9 protein-coding genes are annotated in these 13,827 nt (G+C 35.6%); 6 read left to right on the top strand and 3 right to left on the bottom strand.

All coding sequences use genetic code 11. From position 1 onward, the window contains the following. Positions 1–458 precede the first annotated feature (458 nt). The 3 genes from AAC069_RS04860 (at position 459) to AAC069_RS04850 (ending at position 6,469) form a co-directional block, all read left to right on the top strand. On the top strand, positions 459–3,140 hold the full coding sequence (locus AAC069_RS04860; protein WP_339919361.1) for a TonB-dependent receptor: 2,682 nt from the start codon (positions 459–461) through the stop codon (positions 3,138–3,140). Between the two features lie 208 nt (positions 3,141–3,348). After that, on the top strand, positions 3,349–3,939 hold the full coding sequence (locus AAC069_RS04855; protein ID WP_339919360.1) for a YfiR family protein: 591 nt from the start codon (positions 3,349–3,351) through the stop codon (positions 3,937–3,939). Positions 3,940–4,054: 115 nt separating this feature from the next. Further along, positions 4,055–6,469 carry a PAS domain S-box protein gene (locus AAC069_RS04850; RefSeq protein ID WP_339919358.1) on the top strand — a complete coding sequence of 805 codons (2,415 nt, stop codon included), beginning with the start codon at positions 4,055–4,057 and terminating at the stop codon, positions 6,467–6,469. 101 nt (positions 6,470–6,570) lie between these two features. On the opposite strand, the gene AAC069_RS04845 is transcribed toward AAC069_RS04850, so the two are convergent. The 3 genes from AAC069_RS04845 to AAC069_RS04835 form a co-directional block, all read right to left on the bottom strand. Continuing rightward, positions 6,571–6,981, bottom strand: coding sequence for a hypothetical protein (locus tag AAC069_RS04845; RefSeq protein ID WP_339919357.1), 411 nt, complete (start codon positions 6,979–6,981; stop codon positions 6,571–6,573). A gap of 40 nt (positions 6,982–7,021) precedes the next feature. Then, a complete protein-coding gene (locus tag AAC069_RS04840; protein WP_339919356.1) occupies positions 7,022–7,675 on the bottom strand; it encodes a metal-dependent transcriptional regulator in 654 nt (217 codons plus the stop codon). Positions 7,676–7,777: 102 nt separating this feature from the next. Beyond that, a complete protein-coding gene (locus AAC069_RS04835; RefSeq protein ID WP_339919355.1) occupies positions 7,778–9,649 on the bottom strand; it encodes an Nramp family divalent metal transporter in 1,872 nt (623 codons plus the stop codon). Positions 9,650–9,752: 103 nt separating this feature from the next. Between AAC069_RS04835 and AAC069_RS04830 the strand changes: the two genes are divergently transcribed. From AAC069_RS04830 to AAC069_RS04820, 3 genes are all read left to right on the top strand, one after another. Beyond that, positions 9,753–12,005: a TonB-dependent receptor gene (locus tag AAC069_RS04830; RefSeq protein ID WP_339919354.1), complete on the top strand. Its 2,253-nt coding sequence runs from the start codon at positions 9,753–9,755 to the stop codon at positions 12,003–12,005. A 100-nt stretch (positions 12,006–12,105) separates the two neighbouring features. Continuing rightward, positions 12,106–12,603 carry a thioredoxin fold domain-containing protein gene (locus tag AAC069_RS04825; RefSeq protein WP_339919353.1) on the top strand — a complete coding sequence of 166 codons (498 nt, stop codon included), beginning with the start codon at positions 12,106–12,108 and terminating at the stop codon, positions 12,601–12,603. Between the two features lies 1 nt (position 12,604). Beyond that, positions 12,605–13,750, top strand: coding sequence for a lycopene cyclase family protein (locus AAC069_RS04820; protein WP_339919352.1), 1,146 nt, complete (start codon positions 12,605–12,607; stop codon positions 13,748–13,750). The last annotated feature ends 77 nt before the right edge of the window (positions 13,751–13,827 follow it).

Below are 13,827 nucleotides of genomic sequence, written 5' to 3'. Positions count from 1 at the left end.
CGTAATACGCACTCGCTATCAGTCTATTACAATTATATAGCATTTAAATAAATCGTTTTAAACGAATGCTTTATTCAGAAAAGTATTTAGCTAATAACTTCAATATATTTTGGCTTTCCACCTACAAAAGCCAATGAAAGCGTAGCATCAGTACACATTGACAGTTGAACTATCAATTTACGTTCTATTTAATACAAAATATAAGGTCTAAACTTTACCCAAATCCATTAGTCCCAAGAGTCGTATCAGCAGTCGTTGTTGGCTAATAAAACAATCGCATTAAGCAATTTAAAAAACTACCAATATGGAAAACAAGAAAACTATCCATCTGATTTCTTAATCACTCTTCCTTTCCCTCATTGTATAAAAAGGGGGGCTTAATTAGTTATATGGGTACTTCTTTCAATCAGTATGTTGCACTTGATTTCAATTCGAACAAGAACCAATATAAACTTATTATGAAAAAGTTCACCTTGCTATTATTGCTAATGAATATCACATTTCTTTTTGCGCAAAAAGAAATCTCTGGCTACGTTTTCGATAACGCTGGTTCACCCTTGTCAGGCGTCAACGTCACGCAAAAAGGAACAAGTAACAATGTTTCTACAGACATTAATGGAGCATACCAGATTACTGTTGATGAGGGTGCCGTTTTAGTTTTTAGCTATATCAGATTTGCTAAACAAGAATTTGATACTACAGAGTCTACTTTAAATGTTTTTCTAACAGAAGAAGGCGGACTAGGACTTAATGAAGTCGTGGTTACCGGAACCAGAACTGCCCCCAGAAGCAATACAACAGCTGCATTACCTATTGATGTAGTATCGGCAAAAGAATTAACTGCAACCGGACAAACAACCTTTGACAAAGCATTGCAATACCGAATCCCGTCTTTTAATACGGTTCAAACTCCAGTAAATGACGCTACTTCTTTACTCGACCCCTACGAAATCAGAAATATGGGACCCAGCAGAACCTTAATTCTAATCAATGGAAAACGGAAAAATTTAAGTTCTTTGCTCTATGTTCAAACCTCGCCTGGAAGAGGTGAAACCGGTGCTGATTTATCAGCAATTCCTATAGACGCAATTGAGAGAGTAGAAATTTTACGAGATGGCGCATCAGCACAATATGGATCTGACGCAATAGCTGGTGTAATAAATATTATTCTAAAAAAAAGAACTAATGATGGTGGAATAACATTTCGAACAGGAATTACCTCAGAAGGAGACGGTGAAATGATAGGCATAAGTTTAAACAATGGATCCACGATTAGCGATAAAGGTTTTGTGAATTACACCATCGATTTTTCGAAGGTGAGCTTAGCCAATAGACCCGGCAAAGTAGACCTTGAAGGAGAGTTTGCCGATAATGGAGGCTCCATACAAGGCCTTAACACTTTAAACGATATCAACTCTTTTCTCACAAAATATTCTGACGCCAAAAACATCAACGGCGCTCCAGAAACAGCAGCTGCAAAATTCTTAGTAAACGGCGGAATTAATTTATCTGATGAAACAAAGATGTATTATAATGCTGCTTATGTGTACAAAAAAGTAAATTCCTTCGCTAATTACAGAACGCCGTACTGGAGTTACGGTAACGGAATAACATCAAATAACCTGCCCTACCTATTCGATTTCTTTGGCGGCGGCACAGCAACCTCATATCAAGGGTATCATCCCACGTTTACGGGAGATTTGAACGATTACAACGCGACCCTAGGCTTTCAATCGGTAACAAATGGATGGAACACTGACGCCAGTGTAACCGTTGGAGGTAACTCGCAAAACTATACCGTTAACAACTCCCATAATAGATCAACACTTCAGGATGTAAATGGAATTAATCTATATCAAGAGAATAGCCCCGTATTTTTTAAACCCGGCGGCGCCTCATTCAGCCATATTGTAGGGAACTTAGACATCACTAAAGTGCTATCTGATAAAACAAGCATTGGTTTTGGTTCAGAAATAAGAAATGAAACATTTGAAATTTTCGAAGGCGGCAAAGCCTCTTGGGATGGATTTGGTGCCGATTCATTTTCAGGTAACAGACCCGAAGATTCAGGAAAGTGGAACCGCTATAATTTGGGACTGTACTTTGATATGGCTTATGATTTCTCCACAAATTTCTTAGTGAACGGTACTATTCGTTATGAAGACTACAGTGATTTTGGGGCAGCGACAGTATGGAAATTAAGTTCACGATATAAGTTTTTAGGGGACAAAATTAACGTAAGAGGATCCGTTTCCACAGGATTTAGAGCACCAACCTTACACCAAATCTATACCCAAAAATCACAATTTTCATTCGATCCCGGCCAAGGAATCCAAATTAGTGGCATAGTTAATAACATTTCTGTACAAGCACGTGTTTTAGGTATTCCAAAATTAGATGCAGAAAAATCAACCAATATCACACTAGGTATAGGTGCAAAACCATACGAAAAACTCAATTTAACACTAGATTATTATAACATCAAAGTGGAAGACCGCATAATCTTAGGAGACAAAGTAGACACCTCATTTGGTTCCGTTTCTTGGTTTGAAAACTCCTTCGATTCCAGAACATCAGGTTTGGATATCGTCATGAACTACGGTGCAATAGGTCTAGGAACTGGGGAAATGCAATTCAATTTGTCTGGGAACATCACATTGGAAAACAAAAGAATTTCTCCAGTTATAAGCGATAATTTTGGAGCGACATTTAACGCTCTAATGTTTACGTCGAGACCCAATACCAAATGGCTTTTTGGCGCAAATTATAAAATTAAGAAATTTGATTTATGCCTTAACAACACCTATTTTGGAAAAACAACATTCAAACAAGCTGGTTTAGATTCAAATTTAAGAACGGAGTTTACTCCAAAAATTGTCACTGATTTAGGAATTAATTTTTTTGCAACAACTAAGTTAACGATCGCACTTAATGTGAATAATTTACTAAATGTGTTGCCAGAATGGAAATTCAAGGCCGAAAACGCTACCGGAACTGAAATTCTGAACAACCCAGATCTGATAAAATCACAGTATAATTTGATTACGTTCAATGGCCGCTATTCCCAAATGACATATGAGGGCTATCACTTTAGTCAACTGGGAACCTTATTTAATTTATCATTAAATTATAAATTCTGAAGCAACAAATTCAACAATTATCAATGTAGTTTTAAGAGTAGTAAAAACAAATTAAATATTTCATAAAAAACTAATTTACAGGTTCTTAAATGATTAAATTTACTTAACCTGGAAATTTAGCTAAACTTAAAAAACAAGATTTTATCATTTTGTTTACTTACTGATACACTCAGCAAATTTTTACCATTTACTAACCTATCGGTAATAAATGAATAGCAGTAACGAAGCCACTCACGAAGTACCTACTATAATGGCTAACCATTTTAAGAATAAACATATGGCACTTAAAAGCAAGTTGTTATTATTTGGAATAATGCTCACACTATTGGGCACAAATCCTTTAGCTGCCCAGCAGATTAATGGAGCGAAAGACTATGACCTGAAAGCTGATTTTCTTATTCGTTTTTCCGATTACGTTTACTGGAAAAACCGCTCTAAAAACCAACCCTTTAAGATCGCTATTCTTGAACAAAGTCCAATAAATGCCTCCTTACTTTCTGACCAAAACAATAAAAAAATTGAAGTTAAGCAATATAAAAATTTGAAGGAGGTTGGTTTTTGTAATATTTTATTTGTTCCGTATGATTGCTCCATTCCTATTGAAACAATAATTTCAAATTTTTCCGGTAAACCCGTACTTATAGTAACAGAGCGCAATGGCTATGGAAAAAAAGGAGCGCATATGAACTTTGTAATGGTTGAAAATAAATTAAAATTTGAAGTAAACCTCAAGGCAATAAACAAGGTCGGAATTGGAATAAGTTCCTTTTTATTACAACACGCAATTATTGTCGAATAAAAAAATATAAGAATACAAAACACACTTGAACGTAGCTATTATTTTATTAAGTATTGATAACAAAAACTAAATGATGAATTTACGTAATATATCCATTAAAAATAAGCTCGTACTCATGCAGGTATTTACCTCCGCATTTGTACTGGGGCTATGCATTACTGCTTTTGTACTTATCGACATTAAAGGTTTTAAAGATCGAAAAGCAATCAGTTCAACCGCTATTGCAAAGGTTTTAGGTTTCAATAGTATATCTGCTATAGAATTTCTAGATAATGCTGCTGCAAATAAAATTCTCTCTGAACTAACAGTGCAAAAAGACCTTTTAAACGCAACCATATTTGATGAAAAAGGAGCCGTTTTTGCCTCCTATACGAAAGCAGGTTCCGCTGCTGGTTATCAGTTCCCTACCTCAACAGAAGATCAAAAAAATTTCATGTATACAAATGAAAATCTTTTCGTCTATAACAAAATAAAAAAAGACAATAAAACCATAGGATTAGTCGCTATTCGATTTGAACTTTCAGAATTGAACAAAATAAAAATGGATATTTTGCGTCTGGGGCTTGTGCTATTAGTCGTAGGAATCGGACTCGCTTTTTTGATCGCTATGATAATCAAAAAATACATTTCGAAACCACTTCTAAACTTAGTGACAACCATACAAACAATAAAGGATACTGCTGATTATAAAATACGAATGGCTGTAGAAGGCAAAGATGAAATTAGCATCCTTTCTACAGGCCTTAACGATATGCTATCAACTATTGAAAAAAGAGATAACGAAGTGGCTGTTTCGAAGGAACAATTGAACAAGCAAAATACCCTTTTACAATCTGTTATACAAAACATGGGTGACGGATTAATTGTGGTTGATGAAAACAGCAAATTTATTATTTGGAATGCTGCCAGTGAAAGAATAATTGGAATGGGGCCAATGGATATTCCACAAGAACGATGGGCCGCAACATACGGCTTCTTTTTACCTGATACAAAAGTGGTTTTTGATGCTAATGAACTACCGTTAGTAAAAGCGCTACATGGTGAGGAAGTAGATAACGTAGAAATATTTATCCAAAATTATAAAAATCCTGAAGGAATATTTGTGGTTGCTACAGCGAGACCGTTACAGCATTCGTCCGGCGAAATAACGGGTGGAGTACTTGTTATTCACGACATTACGGAACGAAAAGTTTCAGAAAATGAAATACGAAAACTAAATGAAGAACTGGAACATAAAGTAGCTGAACGTACCGCACAATTAGCCGAAGCAATTGAAACACTCCGTTCAAGTGAAGAAAAATATCGTGAAATAGTGGAAGATGTCAGCGATGTTGTCCACACATCTAACTACAAAGGTTTTTTCACCTACATCAATCCCGCCTGTAAAAAACTGACTGGATACTCTCAAAATGAAATAATAGGAAAACATCTTATAGGTTTTGTTTCTCCAGAGTGGAAAGACCGTGTGACTGAATTCTATTTTAATCAATTTAAAAACAAAATTGACGAAACACTTTTTTCTTTTCCTATCATTACTAAATCTGGGGAACAAAAATGGATTGAACAAACTTCCATGCAACTAAGGGAAGGTGATAAAATAACTGGTTATAAATCAATTATGCGCGATATTACAGAGAGGAAAGAGGCTGAACAAAAAATAAAGGAAAGTGAAGGTCAATTGCAGACCATCTTTAATGAAGCACCAGATGCTTTAATAGTAATAAATGAAGAAGGCAATATTATCAGATGGAACCCAAAAGCCGAACAAATTTTTGGATGGTCATCGATAGAGGTTTTAGGAAAATCAATCGTCGAATTGATCATGCCAGAAAAATACAAAGAAAATATCGCTGTTGGGTTTAAAAATTTCCTTAAAACTGGCGAGGCTACTATTATTAATAAAACTATGGAAATTACTGCGTTAAACAAAAAAAATATTGAGTTTGATATTGAATTAACGGTATCTCCTGCCACTGTCTTAGGTAAATATATCTTCATTGCTTTTATCACAGATATCTCATTAAGCAAAAAACTAGAAAACGAAAAAATAGAAGCGGATCGACTAGTGCGTCTCAATGAGCTCAAATTAAAATTAATTCTGGAAAATATAGGAGAGGGTATTATCGTCACTGACACACAAAAAAGGATTGTACTATCAAATCACATGGCAAAAGAAATCATCGGGGTAAGTCAAGAAGAAGGAGCCTCGACAACGCTAGATTGGGCTACTAAGTACGATCTCTTCTATCCTGACGCAAAAACAGTCTTTCCCGTTCAAAACCTGCCGTTAGAAAAAGCATTGCGAGGAGAGTCATCTGATGAAGTTGAAGTAATAATTGAAGACCAAGAAACGAAACATAAAAAAAGGGTAATCATCAGTGGCCGACCAATAATAGACGAAAACAATTATGTTATAGCCGCTGTGGCAAACATAAAAGATGTCACCCACTATAAAGAACTAGAGAACGCGCTGGAGGAAAGTGTTGAAAAATACCGAAAACTAATTGGCTTCAAAAGTGACAATAAGTAAAATTCAACATCATACTATATTGGTTAAATAAAAATTAACAATACACTTTCAATTCAATAGGTTAACTAAAAACAAATAGCCACTAAAGAATGGCTATTTACTTATTTAATGTACCCTATTTTAATATAGTACGCTGTAGGATTAATTTTAACACCCTGTTTTGGGTAAGGAACAACATTGATGCTAGTTATGTTTTTTTGACTTGGGGATAGGTATTTGATAAACCATTCTTTATTTATTTGATGGTTTTTTACAGAAATGACTAATTCTTCATCCTTAATGAAATTCTTACCCTCATAAACAGAAACTACAACTTTAGCCTCTCCAGCCCAAATACAGTTAACACCCTCAGGGCAACGGGAGTCTGAAACTACCTCTTTCAAAATAAGCTTAGTTCCTTTATTCTTAAGGCATTTTTTTTGAGTGATCTTTACAAAACTACTGTTTTGCCCCGTTTGAGCAAATAATGAAACACTAAAAACAAGCAATACTGCGATAAGAATATTTTTCATTGGGTTCTATTTAATTAAATCAAATATAGTGTTCTTTAGCTTAGCTAATCTTTACAAAAAGATTACTGGCTATTTTATTCGAAATAGACAAACTCATGTCATCCACTTTTATTCTTACGGACAAATCAAAACTTTCTTTACTTACCACCTCTATTTTAGAGCCCAAGGCGATTCCCTGCTTGTCTAAATATTTCAAAAACTCTGATGAAGTATCTTTCACTCCCACACATATTCCGCTTTTACCCACGGTCAATTCTGAAAGTAATTGTTTGTCAATTTTTAAAATCTGTCCTTCGGCATTTGGGATTGGATCTCCATGGGGGTCTTCAGTAGGGTTTCCTAAAAAATCATCGAGTTTATTAATTAGTTTCTCTGATTTAATGTGTTCCAATTGTTCTGCAATATCATGCACCTCATCCCAGGAAAAATCTAATTTTTCTACTAAGAAGACTTCCCAAAGTCGGTGCTTTCTAACAATCATTTTGGCGGCTAACTTGCCTTGCTCTGTTAGAGAAACGCCTCGGTATTTTTTATAATTAACTAAATCTTTCTCGGCTAATTTCTTGAGCATATCCGTTACTGAAGATGCTTTGGTTTCCATCATTTCGGCAATGGCATTAGTACTCACTTCGGAGTTGGAAACCACCGTGAGATGGTATATGGCTTTAAGATAATTTTCTTCTGAAAATGTCATTTTTATGTTTTTTTAGCCCCGATAGCAGCGGCATCCTTTATCTTTTTTTTCTTTAAAAAAGATAAAGATATAGCGGAAAGCGGGATTAAGCTCCTTATTATTTTAATTTTTAACGATAAACAATGGAATAGAAATCTTGTGCCTTAATTTATCAACGGTCGTTCCAAAAATTAAATCTTTGAATCCGGTATGACCATGAGTTCCCATAACCAAAACGTCAAAATTCCCCTTATTTACAATTTCTGGTATCACTTTATCTGGCTTACCAAATCCTAGTTGAATGGCTACTTTAAATCCTTTTTCGGAAAGAATCGCTTTGTATTCTTCTAGTAATTTTTCATCGACTAAGGTTTCATGATCTTCAATGTTTTCACCGTAAACCAAGGCTCCAACAGTTTCTACTACGTGTATCAAGGTATAATTAGCTTCTGTCCCTCCTAGTTGAAAAGCGCTATTCAATGCAATTTCATCGGCAGATGAAAAATCAACAGAAACCGCAATATCCTTTTTAGCGTAGCTTTCTGATTTAGAAAACTTCAATTTTAGATTGTGTGGTGAATGGTTTTGAATTGCGATTTTTGATTTGGTTACAAACGGTTTAAACACAATATACAGCAACAATATCAAGAAGCTAAATGCCAATGGAACAACGGTAAGCCATAAAATTATAGGGTTTTCTGAAGCTTCTAACCAGCCATTTATTTCATCCAAAACTAATTTCCCATTTAATGCAACAATAATCAAAGCGACAATCCATGATGCTACTTGCGTTGTTCTACCAATATGAAACCCCTTCATTTTAGATTTATCACTTACGAAGTGAATCAATGGAATAATAGCAAAACCCAACTGCAAACTCAATATTACCTGACTTAAAATCAGTAATTTTCCCGTCACACCTTCTCCAAAAATTGTAATCACTATGACCGCCGGAACAATGGCAATCAGTCGCGTAATGATTCTACGTACCCATGGCTGAATTCTTAAATTTAGGTATCCTTCCATGATAATCTGTCCGGCCAAAGTTCCTGTTATCGTCGAACTTTGTCCTGCAGCAATCAATGCTACCGCAAATAAAATAGGCGCCCATTTAGTTCCTAACAGCGGTGCTAAAAACTTGTGTGCATCTTGGATTTCTGCCACGTTATACATTCCTACTTTATAGAATGTGGCTGCCGCCAAAATTAAAATAGCCGCATTTACGAAAAAAGCCAAATTCAAAGCAATCGTTGAATCGATGAAATTATATTTTAAAGCCTGCTTAATTCCGGCTGTAGTTCGGTCAAATTTTCTGGTTTGCACCAAAGAGGAATGAAGGTATAAATTGTGTGGCATTACGGTTGCCCCAATGATACCAATTGCAATGTATAGTGCAGTTTCATTAGGCATAGAAGGAATTAATCCGTAAATCACCTCTCCCATTTTAGGTTGTGCAAAAATCATTTCGAAAATAAAAGAAACTCCAATAACCATTACCAATGCTATGATAAAAGCTTCCATTTTTCGAATCCCTTTGTTGATAAGAAACAATAATAAAAACGTGTCTAGTACTGTAATCATCACTCCTTCGATAAGCGGAATACCAAATAATAGATTTATACCAATTGCCATTCCTAATACTTCGGCAAGATCACAGGCGGCGATGGCTACCTCGGCCAAAAAGTATAAAATGTAATTGATAAATCGCGAATAGGTTTCCCTCGAAGCTTGAGCTAAATCACGCTGGGTTACAATTCCTAATCGGGCACTTAAACTCTGTAGCAACAAAGCCATGATATTACTCATCAGTAAAACCCAAAGTAAGGAATACCCAAACTGGCTTCCTCCTGCAATATCAGTAGCCCAGTTTCCTGGATCCATATATCCTACACTAATCAAATAGGCTGGGCCAAAAAAGGCTAATATTTTCCTGAAACCTGACTTCTTATTTAGGGTCGAAACGGATTCGTTTACTTCCTCTAATGACTTACCCATAACACAACTGTTTGAGGCAAATATAATTATGTTTTTTTGTTATATCAAATATAATTTTTAGATTTGTCTAAATATTTAATTAAACAATATCTAAAATATAATTGTGAAAAATCTAATTTTCCTGTTTTCTGTTCTAATCAGTGCTAATTCGTTTGCCCAAAACACGATAAAAGGAACCGTGACTTCTGACGGTATGCCTTTGCAGCTGGCGAATATTGTGTTGAAAAACATTAAAACTTCAACCAGCAGTAAAGCTGATGGTTCGTACCAGTTTAATACTGTCCCGTCAGGGAACTATGAAGTCGTCGCTTCCTACACTGGTTTCAAATCCCAAAGTCAAGACATCGTAATTACAAATTCTTCTGAAGTTATATTGAATTTTAATCTAAGAGAAAACAACACACTTGACGAAGTGGTCATTACCGGAACGTTAAAGCCCGTCAGTCGCCTAGAGAGTCCTGTTCCCGTCGAAGTCTATAAACCCGTATTTTTTCAGAAAAACCCAACTGCAAATATCTTCGAAGCATTGCAAAATGTAAATGGCGTTAGACCACAGCTGAATTGCAATGTTTGCAACACAGGAGACATCCATATCAATGGACTTGAAGGCCCTTATACTTTAGTGTTAATTGACGGTATGCCCATAGTTAGCGGACTTTCGACAGTGTATGGTTTGTCCGGAATTCCGAACTCCTTGTTAGAACGTATCGAAATTGTAAAGGGTCCCGCTTCCTCTTTATACGGAAGTGAAGCTGTAGGCGGACTGATAAATATCATCACTAAAAACCCCAAAAATGCCCCCGTTTTTTCAGCAGATGCCTTTTCTACTGATTGGGGAGAAGTGAATGTAGATATTGGTTTTAAAGCAAATGTGGGTAAAGCAGCATCTGTTTTAACGGGAATAAATTATTTTAATTACAGCAACCCCATCGACAATAATAAAGACAACTTTACAGACTTAACCTTGCAAGATCGGATTTCCGTTTTCCAAAAATGGAACTTCAACAGAAAGAGCAACAAATTATTTTCGCTGGCGGGACGTTATTTTTATGAAGACCGTTGGGGAGGAGAATTGCAATGGGAGAAAAAATACCGTGGCGGTAGCGAAGTATATGGTGAAAGCATTTATACCAAGCGTTGGGAATTACTCGGTGCTTACGAACTTCCTATTGCCGAAAAAATGTTGTTTTCCTTTTCTTATACAGATCACGACCAAAACTCTGTATATGGTAATATTCCTTACCTAGCTAAACAACGTATTGGTTTTGGACAATTAACTTGGGATAAAAAATTAAGCGGTCACGATTTGCTTTTTGGAACTGCCTTACGTTACCAATACTATGACGACAACACCACTGCAACAGTCGAAGAAGACATCAATTGGATTCCGAGTCTATTTATCCAGGACGAAATCAGTTTAGCTGAAAAACACAAAGTTCTTTTGGGAGCACGCTACGATTATAACAGCAATCATGGCGCTATCTTTACTCCGAGACTAGCCTACAAATGGAAGATTAACGACAACAATGTATTGCGATTTAATACGGGAACTGGTTTTAGAATTGTGAATCTTTTCACCGAGGAACATGCTGCTCTAACGGGTTCTCGCGATGTAATCGTATTGGAAGAATTAAAACCAGAACGTTCCTACAATGCTAATTTGAACTATTTGAAGAAGATTTACACGAATAACGGCAACTTCATCGGCCTGGAAACTACGGCTTGGTACACTCGTTTTTCAAATTCCATTATTCCAGATTATGATAGCAATCCAAACCAAATTATCTATAAAAATCTAGATGGCTATGCTGTGACAAAAGGAATCAGTACTAATGTTGATTTGGTTTTCAACAGCGGTCTAAAAATGATTTTGGGAGTTACCTATATGGATGTAACCAAAACAGAAAACAACATTAAAACAAGACAACTGCTTACCGAAAGATTTACCGGAACCTGGGCAATATCTTACCGCGTGAATAAATTATTTCTAGATATCGACTACACCGGAAATCTTTATGGTCCGATGCGATTGCCACTACTTGGTGCTTTAGATCCCAGAAAGGAATATTCACCTACTTGGAGCGTTCAAAATATCCAATTCACGTTCAATAAATTCAAGAATTTAGAATTGTATGCCGGAGTTAAAAACTTACTGAATTGGACACCAAACAAAGGAAATCCTTTTATTATAGCCAGAGCAAATGATCCTTTTGACAACGATGTACAATATGACACTAATGGAAATGCTCAGGTGACAGCAGACAATCCTTACGGTTTAACCTTTGACCCTGGTTATGTTTATGGCCCCAATCAAGGAATTCGAAGCTTTTTTGGGTTGCGTTATACGTTGAAGTAAGTTTTCTGAAACATATAAGTCATTTAAGTTTTTTCTTAGATTATAAATGAAATGAATCGTACCGCTTACATGACTTATATATTTAAATAATAAAACAGTAATGAAACATACACTTCTACTATTCTTCTTATTTATGCTAGCAATTCCATCCAGTTTTGCCCAGTTGAAAACCTATTCTTTTGACGAAGTGGAGCAACTATCTGTAGAAAATCCAAAACCCATTGTCATTTTTGTCCATACTAATTGGTGTAAGTACTGCAAGATGATGGAGAACACTACTTTTAAAAATAAAGAGTTAATAAACGAGTTAAATACAAATTTCTACTTCGTTTTATTCGATGCCGAAAGTAAAAACGACATCACTTTTAACAAGCACACTTTCATATTTAAACCAACGGGACAAAACACTGGAATCCACGAATTAGCTACCGCTTTAGCAACAATAGAGAATCAGGTGGTGTATCCGACGCTCACTATTCTAGATCCCAATTATTCTATTCTATTTCAGAAACAGTCCTATTTAAAATCGAAAGACCTCCTTTCTATCCTTGAGAAAATAAAAGAATTACCTATTTTTGAGAAGAATTCTTCACACTAATATGAAACATTTCAATTACATCTTTACGGGCAGCGGTTTAGCCGCTTTAATGACAGTCTATAAAATGGCGCAGTCTGGAGCATTTAAGGATAAAACCATTTTGTTATTAGATGAGAATTCGAAAAACACAAATGATCGTACCTGGTGTTTCTGGAACATACAAAAAGGGAATTGGGAACCCGCTATTTCAAAAAAATGGGAATTGGCACTTTTTGCCAATACTGATTTTAAACGCGATTTAGATTTAGAACCTTATCAATACAACATGGTTCAGGGATTGGATTTTTACAATCAAGTTTTTGAGTTTATTTTGAATGAAAAAAACATCAGCTATGTCAATCAAAAAGTGACTGATATAAATGAATTAGAAAACCACGTTTTCGTAGCCACCGAAACAGACAGCTACACCTGCGATACCGTTTTTAATAGTATTTACAACAAAGCCGAAGTTGAAAATCAGACCAAATATCCCGTGTTGCAACAGCATTTTATAGGTTGGTTTATAAAAAGTAAAGAAGCTGTCTTCAATCCAGACCAAGCTACTTTCATGGATTTTTCGGTGGAGCAAAAAGGCAATACCCGTTTTATGTATGTACTGCCTACCTCAACCACCGAAGCTTTATTAGAATACACTTTGTTTTCGCACGACCTTTTGCCAAAAGAAGAGTACGAACAGGAAATCGAAAAATACATTCGAAAACTCGGCATTCACAATTTCGAAATAATCGAAAAAGAACAAGGCAGTATTCCTATGACTTGTTATCCTTTTTGGAAAAAAACAACCAAACGTGTTCTCAATATAGGGACTGCCGGAGGATGGACAAAAGCGAGTACAGGCTATACATTCAAAAATTCCGACAAGAAATCAACGCAGTTAGTTGCCTTTCTTCAAGAAGAGAAGGATTTGCGACAATTTCATACGAAAACCAAGTTCTGGCTTTACGACTTGCTGTTGTTAGATATTTTAAACCGACACAATGAACTAGGCGCAAGCATATTTTCGTCTATGTTTAAAAAAGGAAATCCAACGTTGATCTTTAAATTTTTAGATGAAGAAACCTCTTATCTCGAAGATCTTCAAGTAATATTAAAATGTCCCAAAACACTTTTCATCAAAGCCTTAGTGAGAAGCATTCGTTACTTGTAACATAGTGACGCTCCCCGCAAAATAACTATCAAACAATAACAAAACTTTATAATGCAAATAATGGAGTTCTTTTTAAA

The organism is uncultured Flavobacterium sp., assembly GCF_963974175.1.
Lineage (GTDB): Bacteria > Bacteroidota > Bacteroidia > Flavobacteriales > Flavobacteriaceae > Flavobacterium.
This window is presented reverse-complemented; position numbering and strand designations above follow the sequence as displayed.